The sequence below is a fragment of the Comamonas testosteroni genome (genome assembly GCF_014076415.1).
Classification (GTDB): domain Bacteria; phylum Pseudomonadota; class Gammaproteobacteria; order Burkholderiales; family Burkholderiaceae_C; genus Comamonas; species Comamonas testosteroni_F.
On the sequence record NZ_CP043568.1, the window covers coordinates 4,350,470 to 4,370,519 of the forward strand.

Annotated in this window: 20 protein-coding genes; 10 read left to right on the forward strand and 10 right to left on the reverse strand. The window is 63.3% G+C overall.

Annotated features, from left to right (window positions below; translation table 11 throughout):
* Positions 1-11 precede the first annotated feature (11 nt).
* From F0P97_RS20015 to F0P97_RS20025, 3 genes are all read right to left on the reverse strand, one after another.
* Positions 12-776 (reverse strand): electron transfer flavoprotein subunit beta/FixA family protein, encoded by a 765-nt coding sequence (locus tag F0P97_RS20015; RefSeq protein ID WP_053284412.1) that lies wholly within the window; start codon positions 774-776, stop codon positions 12-14.
* Positions 777-1,178: 402 nt separating this feature from the next.
* Complete coding sequence (locus F0P97_RS20020) at positions 1,179-1,955, reverse strand: enoyl-CoA hydratase (RefSeq protein ID WP_182283669.1); 777 nt, start codon at positions 1,953-1,955, stop codon at positions 1,179-1,181.
* Between the two features lie 21 nt (positions 1,956-1,976).
* Positions 1,977-2,936 carry a histone deacetylase family protein gene (locus F0P97_RS20025; RefSeq protein ID WP_182283670.1) on the reverse strand — a complete coding sequence of 320 codons (960 nt, stop codon included), beginning with the start codon at positions 2,934-2,936 and terminating at the stop codon, positions 1,977-1,979.
* Positions 2,937-2,972: 36 nt separating this feature from the next.
* Here F0P97_RS20025 and F0P97_RS20030 point away from each other — a divergent pair, with 36 nt between their 5' ends.
* The 4 genes from F0P97_RS20030 to mltB are packed head-to-tail and all read left to right on the forward strand — an operon-like array spanning position 2,973 to position 8,234.
* Entirely contained in the window at positions 2,973-3,893 is a 921-nt protein-coding gene (locus tag F0P97_RS20030) for an AAA family ATPase (RefSeq protein WP_182283671.1), read from the forward strand.
* 34 nt (positions 3,894-3,927) lie between these two features.
* The gene (locus F0P97_RS20035) at positions 3,928-4,989 is read left to right on the forward strand and encodes a DUF58 domain-containing protein (RefSeq protein ID WP_182283672.1); all 1,062 of its coding nucleotides are present in this window, start codon (positions 3,928-3,930) and stop codon (positions 4,987-4,989) included.
* Positions 4,986-7,088, forward strand: coding sequence for a transglutaminaseTgpA domain-containing protein (locus tag F0P97_RS20040; RefSeq protein ID WP_182283673.1), 2,103 nt, complete (start codon positions 4,986-4,988; stop codon positions 7,086-7,088). Before F0P97_RS20035 ends, F0P97_RS20040 begins: the two co-directional genes overlap by 4 nt.
* A 3-nt stretch (positions 7,089-7,091) precedes the next feature.
* Complete coding sequence (gene mltB / locus F0P97_RS20045) at positions 7,092-8,234, forward strand: lytic murein transglycosylase B (protein WP_182283674.1); 1,143 nt, start codon at positions 7,092-7,094, stop codon at positions 8,232-8,234.
* Positions 8,235-8,306: 72 nt separating this feature from the next.
* Here the strand turns inward: mltB and F0P97_RS20050 are convergent, their stop codons facing one another.
* Positions 8,307-9,599, reverse strand: a complete 1,293-nt coding sequence (locus tag F0P97_RS20050) for a branched-chain amino acid ABC transporter substrate-binding protein (protein ID WP_182283675.1) — start codon at positions 9,597-9,599, stop codon at positions 8,307-8,309.
* Positions 9,600-9,691: 92 nt separating this feature from the next.
* On the opposite strand from F0P97_RS20050, the gene F0P97_RS20055 reads away from it, so the two are divergent.
* Both F0P97_RS20055 and wrbA read left to right on the forward strand, forming a co-directional pair.
* Positions 9,692-10,075, forward strand: coding sequence for an Hsp20/alpha crystallin family protein (locus tag F0P97_RS20055; RefSeq protein ID WP_182283676.1), 384 nt, complete (start codon positions 9,692-9,694; stop codon positions 10,073-10,075).
* Positions 10,076-10,352: 277 nt separating this feature from the next.
* On the forward strand, positions 10,353-10,955 hold the full coding sequence (gene wrbA / locus F0P97_RS20060) for an NAD(P)H:quinone oxidoreductase (protein ID WP_034380050.1): 603 nt from the start codon (positions 10,353-10,355) through the stop codon (positions 10,953-10,955).
* Between the two features lie 54 nt (positions 10,956-11,009).
* Here wrbA and tsaD read toward each other — a convergent pair whose 3' ends face one another.
* From tsaD to F0P97_RS20080, 4 genes are all read right to left on the reverse strand, one after another.
* A complete protein-coding gene (gene tsaD, locus F0P97_RS20065; RefSeq protein ID WP_034352676.1) occupies positions 11,010-12,050 on the reverse strand; it encodes a tRNA (adenosine(37)-N6)-threonylcarbamoyltransferase complex transferase subunit TsaD in 1,041 nt (346 codons plus the stop codon).
* Positions 12,051-12,136: 86 nt separating this feature from the next.
* Complete coding sequence (locus F0P97_RS20070) at positions 12,137-12,592, reverse strand: CBS domain-containing protein (protein ID WP_003053023.1); 456 nt, start codon at positions 12,590-12,592, stop codon at positions 12,137-12,139.
* 154 nt (positions 12,593-12,746) lie between these two features.
* The gene (locus F0P97_RS20075) at positions 12,747-13,457 is read right to left on the reverse strand and encodes a DUF937 domain-containing protein (RefSeq protein WP_182283677.1); all 711 of its coding nucleotides are present in this window, start codon (positions 13,455-13,457) and stop codon (positions 12,747-12,749) included.
* Between the two features lie 165 nt (positions 13,458-13,622).
* Complete coding sequence (locus tag F0P97_RS20080) at positions 13,623-14,486, reverse strand: porin (protein WP_332839913.1); 864 nt, start codon at positions 14,484-14,486, stop codon at positions 13,623-13,625.
* Between the two features lie 60 nt (positions 14,487-14,546).
* Between F0P97_RS20080 and F0P97_RS20085 the strand changes: the two genes are divergently transcribed.
* Genes F0P97_RS20085 through cobA form a run of 3 tightly spaced genes read left to right on the forward strand, consistent with a single transcriptional unit; the run spans position 14,547 to position 16,725 of the window.
* Positions 14,547-14,837 carry a hypothetical protein gene (locus tag F0P97_RS20085; RefSeq protein WP_232538272.1) on the forward strand — a complete coding sequence of 97 codons (291 nt, stop codon included), beginning with the start codon at positions 14,547-14,549 and terminating at the stop codon, positions 14,835-14,837.
* 58 nt (positions 14,838-14,895) lie between these two features.
* A complete protein-coding gene (gene ybiB, locus F0P97_RS20090) occupies positions 14,896-15,915 on the forward strand; it encodes a DNA-binding protein YbiB (protein WP_182283678.1) in 1,020 nt (339 codons plus the stop codon).
* A 9-nt stretch (positions 15,916-15,924) separates the two neighbouring features.
* Positions 15,925-16,725, forward strand: coding sequence for a uroporphyrinogen-III C-methyltransferase (gene cobA / locus F0P97_RS20095; protein WP_182283679.1), 801 nt, complete (start codon positions 15,925-15,927; stop codon positions 16,723-16,725).
* Between the two features lie 60 nt (positions 16,726-16,785).
* On the opposite strand, the gene F0P97_RS20100 is transcribed toward cobA, so the two are convergent.
* Entirely contained in the window at positions 16,786-17,265 is a 480-nt protein-coding gene (locus F0P97_RS20100) for an acyl-CoA thioesterase (RefSeq protein WP_003069412.1), read from the reverse strand.
* 193 nt (positions 17,266-17,458) lie between these two features.
* On the opposite strand from F0P97_RS20100, the gene F0P97_RS20105 reads away from it, so the two are divergent.
* Positions 17,459-18,733: an NAD(P)/FAD-dependent oxidoreductase gene (locus F0P97_RS20105; protein WP_182283680.1), complete on the forward strand. Its 1,275-nt coding sequence runs from the start codon at positions 17,459-17,461 to the stop codon at positions 18,731-18,733.
* A gap of 89 nt (positions 18,734-18,822) precedes the next feature.
* On the opposite strand, the gene F0P97_RS20110 is transcribed toward F0P97_RS20105, so the two are convergent.
* Entirely contained in the window at positions 18,823-19,872 is a 1,050-nt protein-coding gene (locus F0P97_RS20110) for a BMP family protein (protein ID WP_232537995.1), read from the reverse strand.
* Positions 19,873-20,050: the final 178 nt, after the last annotated feature.

A 20,050-nucleotide genomic window follows, 5' to 3' on the forward strand; every position in this document is an offset into this window, starting at 1 on the left:
CTCAGGGGGCCTTAGATGACCTTCGCTTCGTTTTTCAGCTTGTCGACCAGGGCGGCCACATCGGCCACCTTGACGCCAGCGCCACGCTTGGCAGGCTCGGAGACCTTCACGGTCTTGAGGCGGGGCGTCACGTCCACACCCAGGTCTTCGGGCTTGAAGGTGTCCAGCTGCTTTTTCTTGGCCTTCATGATGTTGGGCAAGGTGACGTAGCGGGGCTCGTTCAGGCGCAGGTCGGTGGTGATGACGGCGGGCGTGGACAGGGCCACGGTTTCCAGGCCGCCGTCCACTTCGCGGGTGACGTTGACCCGGGGCGCGTCAGCCTTGTCGCCGGCGACTTCGACCTTGGAGGCGAAGGTGGCCTGGGGCAGGTCGGCCAGGGCCGCCAGCATCTGGCCGGTCTGGTTGGCATCGTCGTCGATGGCCTGCTTGCCGCAGATGACCAGACCGGGTTGCTCCTTGTCCACCAGGGCCTTGAGCAGCTTGGCCACGGCCAGAGGCTGCAGCTCGACATCGGTCTCGACCAGGATGCCGCGATCGGCACCGATGGCCATGGCCGTGCGCAGGGTTTCCTGGCACTGGGCCACGCCGCAGGAGACGGCGATGACTTCGGTCACCACGCCTTTTTCCTTCAGGCGCACGGCTTCTTCGACGGCGATTTCGTCAAAGGGGTTCATGCTCATCTTGACGTTGGCGATGTCCACACCCGTGCCGTCCGACTTCACGCGGACCTTGACGTTGTAGTCCACCACGCGCTTGACAGGGACCAATACCTTCATTGCTGCGGCTCCTTAATGATTACTGCATTGACGTTTACGTAAACTGGATTCATTTTATGCGGCACCGCAACACTCTCTGCACAATTTTCCAGACAATCTGCCCGGAGATCTGTGCAGCAGCCTTCGCAGGTGGAACGGCATAAAAAAAGAACGACCGTTCAATTTTATGCACAAGCCTTGCGAAATCATGGGTCTCAGATGGGTCAAATCAGGGTAAAACCTAGGATTTGAGCCCATCAATGCCATGCCTGCATCCAGATAGGCCTCACGGTAACACTGCCGGAAAGCAGCCTCGTCGTTCAAATGGACGGGCCGAAAACACAAGACTTCGCGCTGCAAACGACGCCATCCACGCAGCTCAGCCTCCCCAACCACGACGGCCGGGGAGTGCAAATCCAGGGTTTAGCGCCAGCGAGGCCTGCGCTTTTGTGCAAAAGCCTGAGCGCCTTCCTGCGCGTCGGTATCCAGCATATTGGCGGCCATGGTCTGACCCGCCAGCTGATAGGCTGACTCCAGGCCCATTTCACGCTGGCGATAGACCAGTTCCTTGCCCATCCTGACGGCCACCGGGGGCTTGCTCACAATGGCAGACACAAGCTCTTCCACGGCAGCATCGAGCCGCTCCGGCTCGACCACGCGATTGAGCAGACCGTAGTGCAGAGCCGTCTGCGCATCGATGAACTCACCCGTCAGCAGCATTTCCATGGACTGTTTGATGGGCATGTTGCGCACCAGGGGCACGCTGGGCGTGGAGCAGAACAAGCCGTATTGAATGCCGCTGGTGGCAAAGCGAGCCTCGTTGCTGGCCACGGCCAGATCACACTGCGCCACCAGTTGGCAACCTGCAGCCGTTGCAATGCCCTGTACTCTTGCAATGACGGGAACAGGCAGCTTCTGAATCGAGAGCATCATGCGGCTGCACTGGGCAAACAGCTGCTGGTAGTAAGCCAGCTCAGTATGGGCCGCCATGTCCTTGAGGTTATGCCCGGCGCAAAAGGCCTTGCCCTGGGCGGCAAGCACCACTACACGCGCCTGCTCGCTTTTGGCCACGGCATCCAGCGCCGACTGCAGGGCCACGAGCATTTCACTGCTCAAGGCATTGAAACGCTGCGCGTCGCTCAGCGTGATGCGAGCCACGCCGCGCTCGTCCTGACTCAGTTGCACCAAGGAATCGCTCATTGCTGTCACCATGCTTTCGGACTAGATATCGGCCAATACGCGCAGATGTGCTTCCACGCTGCGCGCCAGCGGGTCCATCACGTAACCGCCTTCGAGACAGGAAACAATGCGGCCCTTGGAAAAACGCCGTGCGATGTCCTTGATGCGAGTGGTGATCCAGGCAAAGTCGTTTTCCGTCATGCCGAGCTGACCCATATCGTCTTCGCGATGCGCATCAAAGCCGGCGCTGATGAAGATCATCTCGGGCTTGAATGCCTCGAGGCGCGGAATCCACATCATCTCGATGATCTCTCGAATGTCCATGCCCTTTGTGTAGGCAGCCACGGGCACGTTGAGCATATTGGGGGCCGGGTCCTTGTCGCCGCTGAACGGATAGAAGGGATGCTGAAAAATGCCGCACATCAGCACGCGCGGATCACCGGCCAGGATGTCTTCCGTGCCGTTACCGTGATGCACATCAAAGTCGATCACGGCCACGCGCTTGAGATGGTGGCGCTCCAGCGCATACTTGACGCCCACAGCCACATTGTTGAAAAAGCAGAAACCCATGGCCTGGTTGCGCGTGGCATGGTGACCAGGCGGGCGCACGCTGCAAAAGGCGTTTTCCAGTTCGCCGGCCAGCACGGCATCGGTAGCCGCCAGTGTGGCCCCCGCAGCGCGCAGTGCGGCCTTGAAGGTGTGGCGGTTGATGGAGGTATCGGTATCGAGCTGCTTGTGCTCGGGCCCGCCAGCCGCCAGCTCCTGCTCCAGCCTGTCGGTCAGTCCCTGAAGGGCGGCAATATGCATGGGATCGTGCGCCAGCTCGATCTCGGCCAATGATGCCAACGGCACATTGCAGCGCTCCAGCGCATCGCCCACTCCGCTGACCAGCAGCCTGTCTTCTATCGCGTCCAGCCGCGCCGGGCATTCAGGGTGGCCCGGCCCCATCTCGTGCAACCAGCAATCCCGGTGGGTGAAATAACCTGTCTTGCCCACAGTCATGTCTCCGCTATCGCTTATTTAGGATATGTTTCTGCCATGCATGCACAGAACACAATTAATGCGCTTTTGAGTCAGCTTAACACGGTGATGGAGGGCAAGCCGGATCAGGTCAGAGACGGTGTCGCCTGTTTGCTGGCAGGCGGTCACTTGCTGATCGAAGACGTTCCCGGTGTAGGCAAGACCACGCTGGCCCATGCGCTGGCACACAGTTTCGGCCTGCAGTTCTCACGTGTGCAGTTCACTGCCGACCTCATGCCCAGCGACCTCACAGGGGTCTCCATCTACGATCGCGGACAAGAGGCTTTTGTGTTCCACCCCGGGCCGGTGTTTGCCCAGGTATTGCTGGCCGACGAAATCAACCGCGCCAGCCCCAAGACCCAGAGTGCGCTGCTCGAAGCCATGGAGGAGCGCCAGGTCACGACCGAAGGCAAGACCCACAGCCTGCCCGCCCCTTTCTTTGTGATTGCCACCCAGAACCCTCTGGAGCAGCTGGGCACCTTCCCGTTGCCCGAAAGCCAGCTGGACCGTTTTCTCATGCGCATCAGCCTGGGCTATCCCTCGCGCGATGCCGAGCGCAAGCTGCTCGCTGGCAACGGCCGCCGCGCCGCTGCCGATGCACTGCTGCCCGTCATCTCCCAGCAGCAGCTGCAGCAACTGCAGGCCGCGGCCCTGGCCGTGCATGCCAGCGACGCCCTACTCGACTATGTGCAGGACCTGATTGCCGCCACACGCAACGGCCAGTGGTTTGCCCAGGGCCTGTCGCCACGTGCAGGCATCGCGCTGCTGCGTGCGGCCAAGACCATCGCGCTGATGGAAGGCCGTGACTATGTGGCGCCCGACGATGTGCAAGCCATACTTCCCCAGGTGATTGCCCACCGCCTCGTTCCCGTGGGCCATGCCGGCCGTGGTGCCGTGGAGCAGGTGCGCGCCATGATGCAATCCGTGCCGCTATCTTGATGCTGCCGATGTATTTCGTCATGAGTTTCATAGCATGAAGCGCTCCGCATCAAAGGGCGAACGGCCAGAGACATCCAATATCTTCCAGCGGCTCTCACCCCGCGCCAGGGTGCGCGAGTGGATGTTTGCACGTCTGCCGCGCAGCGACCAGCTCACGCTGACCCAGGGCAATGTCTACATCCTGCCCTCGCGCGCGGGCTGGGCCATGCTGGCCACGCTGATCGTGCTGTTGATTGCTGCCATCAACTACCAGCTCAACCTGGGCTACCTGCTCACGTTCCTGCTAGCAGGCAGCGCGGCCGCCAGCATGGTTGTAGGCCATGGCAATCTGCGTGGTCTGCAGCTGAGCCTCGGCGGCGCAGGTTCGCAAGGCAATGCATCGGGCGGCTGCTTTGCCCATGCGCCCTGCCCCATGCATATCAGTCTGCACAATGCCCGCCGCTCGCGCCGCTGGGGCATAGGCCTCGCCTTGCACCAAACCCGGCGAAGCGCCGATCACTCTGATGCCTGGACCTGGGTCGATATTCCCGAGCAGGGCAGCACCGCCGTGCAGCTGAGCTTCATGCCCACGCGCCGCGGCCGGCAGGAGCTGCCCGCCGTCTCCATACTCACTCGCTACCCGCTGGGCGCATTTCGCGTCTGGGCTCTGTGGCGGCCCCAAACCCTGGTCTGGGTCTATCCCGAACCAGAAACCCATGCCCCGCCACTGCCAGCCGCCAGCCCCGAAGTCGGCGGCCGCAGCAGCGCCCAGATACGCAGCGGTGATGAATTCGATGGCGTGCGCAGCTATCAGACTGGCGACCCGCTCAAGCTGGTGGTGTGGAAGAAAGCGGCTCAGTCCTTTGCAGCAGGCGGCCACCAACTGGTCAGCCGCGACCGGACCATGGCTCACCATCACCGTCTCTGGCTCGATGCGCGCCATACCGGCCTGGCCGACCATGAGGCGCGGCTGTCGCGCCTCACGGCCTGGGTGCTGATGGCTCAGCAGCAAGGCCGTACCTGGGGCCTGCGCCTGCCGGGCGGCAAGGAAATCGCACCGGCCAGCGGCGCACAGCACACCACGCGCTGCCTCGAAGCATTGGCCGCCTGTCCATGAAAGCAACCGCCTCTTCTGCCGGCAGCAACTGGCTGCAGCGCCTGACTGCCCTACCGCGCGATGCACGGGACACGCTGTTTCTGCTCGCCGTCATCGCCTGGATCATGCTGCCTCAGATTCAGCACACACCTTGGTGGACCAGCGCCTTTGCCGCAGCCCTGTTGCTGTGGCGTGCACGCCTGGCACTGACCAGCGCCCCCCTGCCCGGCCGCTGGGTGCTGGCGGGCGCACTAGCCATCGCCATTGGGGCTACCTGGGCCACGCACAAAACGATTGTGGGCCGCGATGCCGGCGTGACCCTGGTCGTCATGCTGCTGGCACTCAAGACACTGGAGTTGCGCGCGCGGCGCGATGCCATGGTGGTGTTCTTTCTGGGATTTTTTGTACTGCTCAGCAACTTTTTCCATTCGCAGTCCCTGCCCACAGCCATGGCCATGGTGCTCGGGCTGATGGGCCTGCTCACCGCCCTGGTCAACGCCCATATGACGGCTGGCAAGCCTCCATTGACGCAGGCTCTGCGCACTGCGGGCTGGCTCGCACTCTGGGGCGCGCCCGTGATGGTGTCGCTGTTTCTGTTCTTTCCGCGCATGGCTCCGCTATGGGGCGTGCCATCCGACGATATGGCCGGACGCTCGGGCCTGTCCGAAAGCATGCGCGTAGGCGAGGTTGCCTCGTTGGCCATGGACGATAGCGTGGCCCTGCGCATCCGTTTCGATACCCCCGAGGGCAAAGAGCCACCGGCCAACACCTTGTACTTTCGCGGCCCGGTGCTCAGCCAGTTCGATGGCCGCAGCTGGCAGGCCGACCCTGTGCTTGACGCCATGGCCATGCCTCAGCTGCGTGTGAGCGGTGAACCCGTTCGCTACCAGATGCTGATCGAGCCCAGCAAGCGCCGCTGGCTGACCCTGCTCGATGCCGTCAGGACCGAACCGCAGATTCCGCCGGGCGCCTCGGTAGGCAGGCTGCGCATGAGCTCCAGCCTCCAGTGGCTGAGCGGGCGCCCGATTACCGATGTGCTGCGTGTCGATGCCCAAAGCCATCTCGACTTCAGCCACGGACCGCTGCAGCTCACGCCAGAGCTCAAACGCCATCTGCAGCTGCCGGCCGGCAGCAACCCGCGCACACGGGCTTTGGGCGAACAATTGCAGGCCGAATTACGAGCCCAACCGGGCGCTGACACGGATACGGACAGGCTGATCGCCTCCGCCCTGCAGCGCCTGAAAACCGGCGGCTACACCTACACACTGGAGCCCGGCGTGGTCGACAGCGTCCACACCGCCGATGACTTCTGGTTTGACAGCAAGCAAGGCTTTTGCGAGCACATCGCCTCAGCCTTTGCCGTGCTCATGCGCGGTATGGGAGTGCCCGCGCGCATCGTGACCGGCTACCAGGGTGGCGACCGCAACAGCGTGGACAATTACTGGACCGTGCGCAACAGCGATGCCCATGCCTGGACAGAAGTCTGGATTGCCGGCCGGGGCTGGGTCCGTGTAGACCCCACAGGCGCTGTCGCACCCAGCCGGGTCGGGCAGCTCCAGCGCCTGAGCGCTCCCCCCGGCGCCTTTGCCAGCGCTGTTGGCAACTTCGTCGATACCGGCACGCTGGAGAAGCTGCGCGCCGTCTGGGAGGCCATCAACAACCGCTGGAACCAGTGGGTGATCAACTACACGCAAAGCCGTCAGCTCAATCTGCTGCAGAGCCTGGGCTTCGAATCGCCGAGCTGGACGGATCTGCTGCGCCTGCTGGCGGGCAGCTTGAGCGCTCTGGCGCTGCTGTGGCTGATCTGGGCCCGCGCCACACGACCGCAGCGCGACGGCTGGAGCCAGCTCATGCACGCTGCCAGGCTGTGGCTGCAGCGCGCAGGCATAGCGAGCGGTGCCAGCGACTCCGCTCGCAGCCTGTCGCGCCGCGTGCAGGAGCGCTGGGCCAAGGAATCTGCATCCGCGCCCCTGGCTGCAGCCTTATCCGACTGGCTGCTGGACATGGAGAGGCTACGCTATGCGCCATCCTCCGACACCGAAGCCACTGAACTGAAGACCTTGCGCCGACGCTGGCTGTCCATCCGACAGCAGCGCTGGCCCTATCCCCTCAAGAAATAAAACATGAGCATCACTCTCAATAACAGCAAACACCTCAAGGCTAAAGCACTGGGCACTCTGGCACTGTGCCTGCTGACCGCCGGCGCCATCGCCGCACCGGCCAAAAAAGCCGTCCGCAAGGCAGCACCGGCTGCCGTAGCCACGGCTGCAGCCGCCACGGCCGTGGCCTATGCCGGTCGGGACGACGCCATGCAACTGGCCGAAGAAATCGCAGTCCGCCGCAATCTGCCTGTCGACTGGGTGCGTGCGCAGCTGAGCGAAGCACGCAACCTGCCCGTGGTCACACGCCTGATGACGCCGGCCGGCAAGACCTTCGTGAAGAACTGGACTGTGTACCGCAGCCGCTTCATCGACCCCGTGCGCATACGCGCCGGCGTGCAGTTCTGGCAGGCCAACCACCAGGCGCTCGCGCGTGCCGAGCAGCAGTTCGGCGTGCCCGCAGAGATCATCGTCGGCATCATCGGCGTGGAAACCATTTACGGCCGAAACATGGGCAACTTTCGCGTGATGGATGCTCTGGTCACGCTGGCACTGGACTTTCCGCCATCCCACCCCCGCGCCCAGGCCCGCACCGACTACTTCCGTGGCGAGCTCGAGCAGGTGCTGGTCACGGCCAGCCGCACCGGCAGTGACCCGTTTGCGCTACGCGGCAGCTATGCCGGTGCCATGGGCCTGGGTCAGTTCATGCCCACCAGCTGGGACAAGTATGCCGTCGACTTTGACGGCGACGGCCGCATAGACCTGTTCAACAGCACCACCGACGCCATCGGCTCGGTCGCCAACTACTTCGTCGGCCATGGCTGGAAGCCGGGCCTGCCCACGGCCTTTACCGTGGACATGCGCGCCCAGGGTGAGAATCTGGCAACCCTGCTCGCACCCGATATCAACCCCACATTCACTGCCGCGCAGATGGCAGAACGCGAAGTACGTGTGCTGGGCGCCGACAACTATGAGCGTCCGCTGGCACTGATCGAGCTGAAAAATGGCAGCTCCGGCCCCACGGAGTACATCGCGGGTACCGAGAACTTCTACGCCATCACGCGCTACAACTGGTCGGCGTTCTATGCGCTGTCGGTGATAGAGCTGGGGCGCGAGGTACATGAAGCCTATCTGGCCAGCCAGACCGCCTCGGCCAAACGCAACTAGATGAATTAATTCGGGCGGCAGCGCTTTTCCAATAAGCGCTGGCAGCTATTGATCCGATAGTTCTTCAGCCACTCAGAAGCGCTTCATCTGGCACTGACCAGGCATCTCAGCTCTGGCCGCCGCAATTTCGCGCACGACCTTGAATCCGTAGCCCGAACCTTCCACATCGAAGTCCACGCCTGCGCTGCCTCTCTTTTCCATCATGCCGACCACCAGCGATTGCTGAAACTGGTGGTCTGCCGCCCGCATGCTGCCCGAGCGGCCCGCCATCTGCACCCTGGCATGCTCCATGGCGTGGGCCACGGCGACGGTGTCCGTGCTGCCGGCCTTTTCGAGGCTCTGCGCCAGAGCCTCGATCATGAGCTGCATGCGCATATGCACATAGTCGTCCTGCGGCCTGGGAAAGCGCTGACGGAAAGACTGGTAGAAGGCACGGCTCTCGGCCGTGGGTACATTGGGCAGCCAGTCGGCCACGGCCAGCACCTTGCCCACGCCGGCATCACCCAAGGCCGCCGGGGCGCCCAGGGCATTGCCGTAGAAGGTGTAGAAACGCCCTTCATAGCCGGCCTCGCGCGCAGCCTTGACCAGCAGCATCAGATCGTTGCCCCAGTTGCCCGTGATCACGGCCTGGGCACCGCTTTGCTTGATCTTGACCGCATAAGGCGCAAAGTCCTTGACGCGGCCCACGGGGTGCAACTCGTCGCCCACGATGCGCACATCGGGCCGTTGCATGCCAAGCTGACGCCTTGCTTCGCGCAACACGGCCTGGCCAAAGCTGTAGTCCTGCCCGATCAGATAGGCACTGTGTACGGCCTTGTCGTCCTTGATGACCTCCATCAGCGCAGCCATGCGCATATCGGCATGGGCATCGAAGCGGAAATGCCAGAAACTGCAGCGCTCGTTGGTCAGCGCCGGATCCACGGCCGAATAGTTCAGATACAGCACACGTCGCGAAGGATCCCGGCTGTTGTGCTTGTCGATGGCGTCGAGAAGCGCCGCCGCCGTGGCCGACGAGTTGCCCTGCATGATGATGCGCGCACCGCTGTCTATGGCCGCACGCAGCGCCGACAGTGCCTCTTCGTTCTGGCCCTTGCTGTCATAGCGCTCTATCACCAGCTCATGCAGACCGTCGGCCAGACACACGCCGCCGCGCGCGTTCACCCGCTCGGTCGCCCACAGCAAATTGCGGAACACGGCCTCGCCCGTGTTTGCAAACGGGCCCGAAAGACTCTCCACCAGTGCCAGCTTTATGGGTTGCGCAAGCTTGGCTTTGGCTGCAGCCACAGCAGCGCCAGCAATGCCGAACTGCGCGCATAGTAGTGGCAATTGCAGGTATTTCAAGGCATCACGGCGCAATTTATTCATCAAAAAAAACCTCTTGAAATGCGCTTGCCACCACCTACCTATGAGTCAAGCGGCAACAACGCAAGCCGCGCAGTTTAAAGGAGTTAAACACCATGTTCTTCGCCCCTGTGATGAGCCGTAATACCTTTGTATCTCCTCGCGCCGCCGACCTGGCCCTGCAACGCTTTCTGCAGGAAACCCTGGGCGCTGCAAGCCCCGTACAACGCCAGGTTCAAGTCAGCCGCGATGACCAATTCACGACCCTGACCCTGGATGTGCCTGGCCTGGCACGCGAGCAACTCAGACTCTCGCTGGAAGGCTCTGTCGCCAAGCTCGAAAGCGTGGAAGGCGCAGCCCGCCAGGTCAAATACAGCTGGGATCTGGGCCATGAAATCGATGCGGCCAACAGCAAGGCCAAGCTCGAGCATGGAGTGCTGACACTGACCCTGGCCAAGCTCGAGCCTCAGAACAAGGCCGTGACACTCAGCATCGAATAAGCGCTGTTTACGCCGACCGGCCAGCCTCATCCTTTCTTCCATCTCCTCTTAGCAAGAGGTCGGCCGGAAAGCACAAAGCCCGCACTGCCTTGGCGTTGCGGGCTTTTTTCATGCCAATGCCATGACCGATTCCTGGAGTTGAGCTGATTCGGCGCCTTGGCCTACAGGCGCACGCTGCCAGTGCGTGCCGCGCTGCCATCTTGAATTCCTACACTGTGGGTTCAGTCGGGCGCACCATTGCTGCACCGCTTTCCAACCCCGTTTGAGGAATTCATCCATGGCGAAAGTGCTGGTTCTCTACTACTCCATGTACGGACATATCGAAACCATGGCTCAGGCCGTGGCCGAAGGAGCCCGCAGCGTCAGCGGTGCCGAGGTCACCGTCAAGCGCGTGCCCGAAACCATGCCCGAGGATGTCTTCAAGAACGCAGGCGGCAAGGCCAATCAGGCCGCAGAAGTCGCCAGCCCCGCCGAGCTGGCCGGCTACGACGCCATCCTGTTTGGCGTGCCCACGCGCTTTGGCAATATGCCGGGCCAGATGCGCAGCTTTCTCGACCAGACCGGCGGTCTCTGGGTCAAGGGGGCCTTGATCAACAAGATCGGCAGCGTCTTCACCTCGACCGGCACCGGCGGCGGCCAGGAAATGACGGCCACGACCACCTGGGCGACGCTGGCCCATCACGGCATGATCATCGTGCCGCTGGGCTATCCGCTGCCCGAACAGACCAATCTGAGCGCAGTCAAGGGCGGCAATTCGCCTTATGGCGCTTCGACGATTGCGGGTGCCGATGGTTCGCGCCAGCCTCATCCCGACGAACTGAGCATTGCCCGCTACCAGGGCCAGAACGTAGCGAAGCTGGCCGTAAAGCTGGCCGGATAAGCGCAGGCAACCATGAAAAAAGCAGCCACCTGGGCTGCTTTCTATTGCACGGATTCACCTGAGAGAATCCAGCGGCCAGCGCGGCTTCACATCAAACGCATATTCATGCAGTGCCTGCTCGCGTCCCGCCTGTATCCGCATGGCGGCAGCCATGGCAATCATGGCGCCGTTGTCGGTACACAGATGCAGCTCGGGGTAATGCACGCGAATCTTGTGCTTGGCACAGGCTTCATTGAGCTGCTCGCGCAGCTGCTTGTTGGCCCCCACACCTCCCGCCACCACCACGCGCTTCATGCCGGTCTGCTTGAGTGCGGCCATGGTTTTCTTGACCAGCACATCCACAATCGCGGCCTGCGTGCTGGCGGCCAGATCGGCCTTGCGCGCTTCCAGCTCTTCACCCAGCTTCTTGGCCTGGGTCAGGACGGCCGTCTTGAGGCCGGCAAACGAAAAGTCCAGGTCACCCGAATGCAGCAAGGGGCGAGGCAGCTTGAAGGCCTGAGGATCGCCGCCCTCCGCCAGCTTCGAGAGCACGGGACCGCCCGGATAGGGCAAGCCCATGAGCTTGGCCGATTTGTCGAATGCCTCGCCCGCCGCATCGTCGATGGTTTCACCGAGGATTTCGTATTCACCCACGCCGTCCACACGCATGAGTTGGGTATGCCCCCCCGAGACCAGCAGGGCCACAAACGGGAACTCGGGCGGGTCGGCACTCAGGAAAGGTGAGAGCAGATGGCCTTCGAGATGGTGCACGCCCAGCACAGGCTTGTCCAGCGCGGCTGCCATGGCGCAGGCTGCACCGGAGCCGACCAGCAAAGCCCCGGCAAGGCCGGGTCCGCGTGTAAAGGCAATCACATCGACGTTTTCGAGCTGCTCCCCGGATTCGGCCAGCACCTTTTCGGTCAGCGGCAGCACACGGCGAATATGGTCACGGCTGGCCAGCTCCGGGACCACGCCGCCATAGGCGCGGTGCATTTCAATCTGGCTGTGCAGCGCATGGCTCAGCAAGGTGGGCACACCTTGGCCGTCCGGCGTGCGCACCAGGGCCACACCGGTTTCATCACAAGAGGATTCGATTCCCAGGATCAGCAAACTCATGGCCGCAAGTGTAGGACTTGCGCCTTCCAGATGCAGAAAAGGCGGACATTAGCCCTGCCCGCCCTCGCTATTCAATTCATAGCACCCTAAGGCTGATTCACATTGGGTGTCCCGGAAATATAGTGTTCCAGCTGATGAATCGTGAACTGTTGGGCCGAGATGATTTCCTTGACGATGTCACCAATCGAAATCAGCCCTTGCAATTCGCGGGTCTCATTGATCACGGGCAGATGGCGCATGCGATTGCTGGTCATCAGCGACATGCACTCCTCGCTGGTCTGGCGCGGCAGCACGCAATGCACCTTGCGCGTCATGACCTCATCCACTCGCGTGCTGGCCGAGCTTCGGCCCTGCAGCGCGATCTTGCGCGCGTAGTCGCGCTCCGTCACGATACCGGCGATCTCGCCACCTTCCAGCACCAGCAGCGCGCCAATGCTTTTTTCCGCCATGAGCTGCAGCGCAGCCAGCATGGTGTCGGAGGGAGAAACGCTGTAGATAGTGCTGTTGCCCTTGGCGCGCAGAATTTCGGCGACGGTCGTCATCTGGTTCTCCTTTCTGGATCGTCCTGTCATGCAAAACGCATGACGACATGACCAGTGTGAGAATCCTGCTGCATTGCGGCAATCAGGCTATGCCCGTATACAAAAACAAAAAAGGCAGCCAAAGCTGCCTTGATGCTGTCACCAAGTCCTGTGCTCAGCGCCGACCGCCCAGCAAACCCGCACCCAGCTTGAACAGATCTCCGGCATCAAGCTTGCCGTCGCCATTCTGATCGAGCAGGCTGCCGAGGATGCCGCCCGCCATGCCGCCTTGTGACTGGATCTGGCCGCGCTCCTGATCCAGAGCATTGCCCAGGTCGCCGGCCCCCATGCCCTGAGCCTGGACCCGATTGGCCAGGAAAGACATCACCAGGGGAGCCAGCATGGCCAGCAACTGACCTGCATTGCCACCCAGACCCGTGGCCTGACCCAGCCGTGACTCGGCCTGCTGCTGCTGACCGCCAAAGATATTGCCCAGGATGGCGCCCGCATCGAGCTGCGAGTTGCCGGCACCGGAGCCGCCTTCCAGCACCGAGCCCAGAATACTGCCCAGCCCACCCAGGCCGCCAGCCGCACCGGCGCCGCCGCCCGCGCCGCCCAGCAGGCCACCGAGCCCGCCCAGCAGACCTCCCATATCCATCGCGCCATTGGCACTGCTGTGATCGCGCTGCAGCGCACCGAACAGATCGGCGGCTCCTTGAGGCTCAGCCGTGTTCTGGCCCAGCGCCCCAAACAACATGGGCAGCGCCACACCCACGGCCTGCTCGGCCTGCACGGAGTCGATGCCCAGTTGCTGGGCCAGGCCCTGCATGGGAGCGCCCTGCAACTGGCCCATGAGTTCGTCGGTCAAAGATGCGTTAGCGGTCATTTCAACACTCCTCAAAAACAGCGCACATGGTACGCGCGCCCTGCGTCCCGAAATGTGATCAATGTTCATTCACTGCGCAAGCCCCTCCCGGGCTATAGACCATTGAAGCGGCCCGCGCCCTGGACTGGGCCTCCTGCAGGCCGCAGCGTCCGGTGACGGCCTGGCTCAGAAGGAGTGCGAAATGCCGACCAGCAGCGAGCGCGGCTTGCTGCCCTTGGGAACCGAAGGCCCGGCATTGCTGGCGCTGTTGATGGTGAAAGCTGCATCCGCCTCGTTGCGGATCGCGGAGACGCCCGCATACAGCTTGGTGCGCCTGGACAGCGCATGGTCATAGCGCACGCTCAGGGCGCGGGCATCGCTGTTCGCGCGCGCACGCCCCTGGAACTGCCCATAGGACAGCAGCACCTGCCCTGCCGTGCTGACCGGTATGGTCATGCTGGCTTCAAAGAAGCGCCCTCGCTTGCTGGCGGCATCCGGCAGATCATCCTCCCGGGTGGACAGCAGCAAGGCCGCCCGGGCCACCTTGAAGTCATAGGAGCCGCCCAGCAAGCGATAGCGGTCGGTGTTCTGGGCGGTGGTGCGTCGCTCCCACAGCGAGGCTCCCAAGCTCCAGGGGCCGCGCGTGTAGTCCAGCGAGCCGCCGAACTGGCGCCCTGCATTGGTGCCGGCGTTCTCCCCGAACGAGTACATGCCCCGCACCACCAGTCCTGCCATGGAAGCCGACTGAAAGCGCAGCGAGTTGTCGGCGCGCAGCACCGTGCCGTCACGGAAATAGTTGGCGGCGTTGCCCCAGATCAGGCCCGTCAGGGCGTAGGAAGCCAGCGAGGTGTGAAACGTGGTGTAGTGGCGGCCCACCGTCAGCTGACCCCAGCCGCCGCCCATGCCGACGAAGATCTGTCGACCGAAGGCCAGCCCTCCCTGAGCGCGCTCGCCGGTATCGGCATTCAGTCCGGCCTCCATCACGTACAGCGCACGCAGGCCTGCGCCCAGATCCTCGGTCCCGCGAACGCCCCAGCGCGAGCCGGCCAGGACACCGACTACTTCGACCGCACGGTCGCGCTATGTGCCGAGGCCGGCTTCACTCCGCTGATACGCCACGAAGCGGGGCAGCTCGTGAATGTGCTGGCGCTCGTGGCCTGCGGTCTGGGCGTGGCCATCGTGCCGGCATCCTTCGCGATGTTCCACCGCGAGCAGATCGTGTTCCGGCCGCTTCGGGCTTCGCGCCAGGTCAGCCGGCTCGCCGTCCTGGTGTCTGCCCAAGCGCTCAAGAGCAACCCCATGCTGGAGCTTGTCGCCCAGCTCGCGCAATCCCAGCTGCAGGCACTGGCTGCACAGCTGGCTCAACAGGGAACGACGGCTTCTCGACTACAGCCGGTTTGATTTATATAACCAAATCGTCTGACAACTCATGGTTTTTATAGCGACAATTACGTTAATCATGAGCATCAGCCACTACATCAAGGAAATCGGTCGCGGCACCAAGGGCGCGCGCTCTCTTTCGCGGACCCAGGCCCGCGATCTGATGGGCCAGGTGCTGGACGGCAAGGTCAGCGATCTGGAGCTGGGCGGCTTTTGCATTGCCATGCGTTTCAAGGGCGAAAGCACCGAAGAGCTGGCCGGCTTTCTCGACGCCACCCAGCAACGTCTGCCCGCGTGGCCCCAGGCACACAAGGCCCGGCCCGTGGTCGTCATCCCCAGCTACAACGGCTCGCGCAAGCTGGCCAATCTCACGCCGCTGCTGGCAGGTCTGCTGGCGCAGCAAGGCCTGCCGGTGCTGGTGCACGGCAGCCATACCGAGGACAAGCGCCTGGGTACGGCCGAGGTATGGCAACAACTGGGCTGGACGGCCATCGAACGCCCCGTCGCTCTGGAGCCTGGCGACAAGGTCTGGATGCAGACCCGTCACCTGCTGGCACCGCTGGATCGGCTGCTGCAGATTCGCCGCCAGATGGGCCTGCGCAATCCCGCGCACAGCATCGTCAAGCTGCTGGACCCCATCCATGGCAGCAGCAGCGCGCAATCGGGGCTGGTGCTGGCCAGTTATACCCACCCCGCCTATGCCCAGCCCATGCTGCAGACGCTGGCCATGCGCGCGACCAGTGCGCTGCTGGTGCGCGGCACGGAAGGCGAGGCCGTGGCCGCCCCCCACCGCGAACCCGTGAGCACGGGTGTGATTGCCGGAGAAATCTGCTTTGAACGCTCTTCCCTGCACAGCAGCCAGCTCGCATCCGGCACCGAGATCAGCGCCCCCGAGCAAGACCTGAATGCCGAGCAGACAGCCAGGCTGACGCTGGACATTCTGAACGGCCAGCTGCCTGTGCCGGCCCCCATCGCGCAACAGCTGGAACAGATACAAGCCCTGCACCAGGCCATGCAGGTCACCGATGCCGGCGCTGCCGCCAGCCGCGCCGCACTGCAAGCCTATAACCGCAGCCCCGACTGCCGCAGCCCCGACTGAGACCCCACAATGACTGCCATTTCCCATAACTCCAATCAGTGCGGCTCGTGCACCCTGGTGGGTGCCGGCCCCGGCGACCCCGAGCTGCTGACCATCAAGGCCGCCAAGGCCATTGCCTCAGCCAGCGTGCTGTTTGTCGACGATCTGGTCAGCGATGGCGTGATGAGCCACGCCTCGCCCAGCGCCCGCGTGGTCTATGTGGGCAAGCGCGGCGGCTGCAAGAGCACCCCCCAGGCCTTTATCGAAAAGCTCATGATTGCGGCCGTGCAGGACGGCGAACGCGTGGTGCGCCTCAAGGGCGGCGACCCCTTCATCTTTGGCCGCGGCGGCGAAGAGGTCGAACATCTGCGTCAGGCCGGCATCGAGGTGGATGTCATCAATGGCATCACCTCCGGTCTCGCGGGCCTGACCAGCCTGGGCGCCCCACTGACCCACCGCGACCGCGCGCATGGTGTGCTTTTCATGACCGGCCATGCCAAGCCCGGCGACAGCGGCCCCGACTGGCGCCAGATCGCCGCCACGGCCCATGCTGCCAAGCTGACGCTGGTGATCTATATGGGAGTGAGCAGCGTCGAGCGCATCAGCGACGAACTGCTCAGCGGCCTGCCCGGCAGCACGCCAGTGGCCGTGATCCAGCATGCCAGCCTGCCGCAGCAGCGCCATGCGCTGACTTTTCTGAAGGATTTGCCGCAGAGCATTGCCGACCATCAGCTGGGCAGCCCCAGCATCATCGTCGTCGGCGATGTGGTCCAGGGCATTGCCGCCTGGCAGAACCAGCCCCAGGCCTTGCCGCAATCAGCGGCGGCCTGAGCCAGGACCGCCCCCGGGCTGTCCCGCGCAGCCCGGGCAGGCGGCAAGCGCCGCCCTGCATCAGGGAGTACGGGTCTCGGCGAAGCGCTCGGCCAGCTCCTTGCGCAGCTCCTTGCGAATGATGGCGGCGTCCCAGCGGCGCTTTTCCTCGTCGGTCTCAAGCTGCAGCGGGGGCACGGGGGCAGGCTTTTTGTCATCATCCACGGCCACCATGGTGAAGAAGCAGCTGTTCACATGGCGCACCACCTGGCTGCGAATCTCCTCGGCAATCACCTTGATGCCGATTTCCATGGACGACTTGCCGGTGTGGTTCACGCTGGCCAGAAAAGTCACCAGCTCACCTACATGGATAGGCTGCAGAAACATCACCTGATCCACGCTCAGCGTCACGACATAGCGGCCCGCATAGCGGCTGGCGCAGGCATAGGCGACCTGGTCCAGCAATTTCAGGATGGCGCCCCCGTGCACATTGCCGGAGAAGTTGGCCATGTCAGGCGACATGAGCACGGTCATGCTCAGCTGGTGGGATGGTGTATTCATGGGGCGCGATTCTAGAAGTGATCCGGGACGCACGCTGAACCCTTGCGCATACCCCAATGGGACAACGGGCTGGCGACTGCGCAGGCATCACGATCCGCGCATTTCGGGACTTTGTCAGCCCCTAGAGCACCAGTGACCAGCCATCTGGGACAATGACCGGCTTTGTTGTTCGTGCCTCAGCGCCCTGCCCGCCGTGTCCTCCACCCCACAGGTCCCCTTCCAGATTTTTGACGCCATCATCATCGGCGCCGGTGCCGCAGGCCTGTTCTGCGCGGCCCAGGCCGGCCAGCAGGGCCTGAAGGTGCTGCTGATCGATCATGCGCCCAAGGTGGCCGAGAAGATTCGCATCTCGGGCGGCGGACGCTGCAACTTCACCAATCGCGATCTGGACGTGCGCGCGCCACACAAGCATTTCGTGGGGCAGAACCCTCAGTTCTGCCGCTCGGCCCTCTCGCGCTTCACACCCGCAGATTTCATCACGCTGATGGACAGGCATGGCATTGCCCACCACGAAAAGCACAAGGGCCAGTTGTTTGCCGACCATTCGGCCGAGGACATCATCGCCATGCTGCTGGCCGAGTGCACGGCGGGCGGCGTGCAGCGCTGGCAGCCTTGCCAGGTCAGGAAAGTAGTGTTTTCGCCGTCAAACGCAGATGCAGAAATCGATTGCAGCTATCAGATTGAAACCGATCGCGGCATAGTGCAAGCTGCCAATCTGGTCATTGCCACCGGCGGCCTGAGCATTCCCAAGATAGGCGCCACCGACTTCGGCTATCGGCTGGCCCAGCAGTTCGATCTGCCGCTGATCGAGCGCACGCCCGGCCTGGTGCCCATGACCTTCGACGGCGAAGGCTGGCAGCCCTACGCGGGCCTGGCCGGTCTGGCCCTGCCTGTGGAAATCAGCACCGGCAGCAAAAAGGAGCGCATGAGCTTCCATGAGGATTTGCTGTTCACCCATCGCGGCCTCTCCGGTCCTGCGGTGCTGCAAATCTCCAGCTACTGGAAGCCCGGCACCCCGCTGCAGATCAATCTGCTGCCTGGCGTGGATCTGGCCGAAGTGCTGGCCCAGGCCAAGCTCCACTCGCGCAAGCTGGTCGCCAACGAGCTGGCCGCCCACCTGCCCGCGCGCCTGGCCGATGCCTGGGTCGGCCGCATGCCCGAGCTGCAGCGCCCCATCAACGAGGCCGGCGACAAGGCCCTGGCCAGACTGGCCGAACAGCTGTCGCGCTGGGAAATCACCCCCACGGGTACCGAAGGCTACAAAAAAGCCGAGGTCACGCTGGGCGGCGTGGACACCAAGGTGCTGTCACAGCAAACCATGGAGTGCAAGAGCCAGCCTGGCCTGTACTTTATCGGCGAGGTGGTGGACATCACCGGCTGGCTGGGCGGCTACAACTTCCAGTGGGCCTGGGCCAGTGCCGCCGCCTGCGCCCAGGCCATGGCGGAAAAGCAGCCAGTCATGGCTTGAGCGACTGAAGCCGCAGCGCCTGCCGCCATGAAAAAAGGATGGTTGAGCCATCCTTTTTTTGCTGCCTGCGCCTGCGGCGCATCATCCGGTCAGGCAGAAAACTCCTTGCCTTCATAGTGTTCGGGAACCTTGAGCTGCCCCGAGGCGATGGCAGCCGACGCCTTGGCCACGCGCTCGCGCACAGCGGCTGACACGCCCTGGCCCATGCTCAGGCGTACGGCGGCCGGGTCGCTCAGGCCGATCTTGCGAATCCCCGGGCCCGGCGCACCGCGCTCCTGCATGTCCTTGACGGCCAAGAACGCGCCAATGCCCACATCGGCCCAGGCGGAAGCGACAAACACCTGCGGATCCACCGTGGTCCAGTCGATCACATTGCCGATCTGGCGTGTGCCCGCCTCGCGGCAGGCCTGGGTCACGCCATCGCGACCGGAGTTGAGCATGGTGAAGATCACATCAGCACCGGCAGCCATCTGGGCCTTGGCAATGCGGTGCGACAAGGCGTTGTCGTCCTGATCGCCCGAGAAGTTCGTCAGCAGCTTGACCCTGGGGTCGGTATCGCGCACGCCGGCCGCATAGGCGGCACGGCCCTTGAGTCCCGGCGGCACGCGAATGCCCGACATATGACCGACCACACCGGTTTTGGTGGTCAGCGCCGCCAGCACTCCGGCCAGATAGGCCGACTCCTCCTGCAGCACGTCATAGCTGCAGAGATTGCCTCCCTGCACCGCGCCCTGGGTCACAACGAACTGGGTCCTTGGAAAGCGCGCCGCAACTTCGGCTGCGGCCTGATTGTTCTGCCCGCCATGGGCAATCACCAGCTGCGCGCCCTGCTCCGCGAGCTGCGCGAGAGCCGGCACCAGCAACTCCTTCCTGGGCGCCATGCCGTCCAGAAAATAGGTCTGCACACCCAGTTCCTGACGCGCCTTTTCCAGGCCGCGCCAGCCGGCCTCCATAAAGCCCTTGTCGCTGCGCGAGCCCGCAAACAGACCGCCCACCACCAGGGTACCGCCGGATGCGGCAGGCCCGGAAACTCCGGCCCTGCCGGCACAGGCCGTCAATGCCAGCAAGCCCGGCACGGCGACGGCCGAAGCCATCCACTGGCGACGCGAAATCAATGAGGAATGAGAAGCACTGGACAAGATGGAAGCTCCTTGAACACGGAAAGACAGCGACGCGCACAGGCACGAAGCCCATTTATTCCTTGACCTTGGTCACGAAATAAAGCTTCCAAACTGTATGCAATTTTCGTGTACACGATACTCCCAAGAAACCCCAGAGCCCAGCCCGGCCTTGCTCCGCGCAATGCACGCGCCTGGA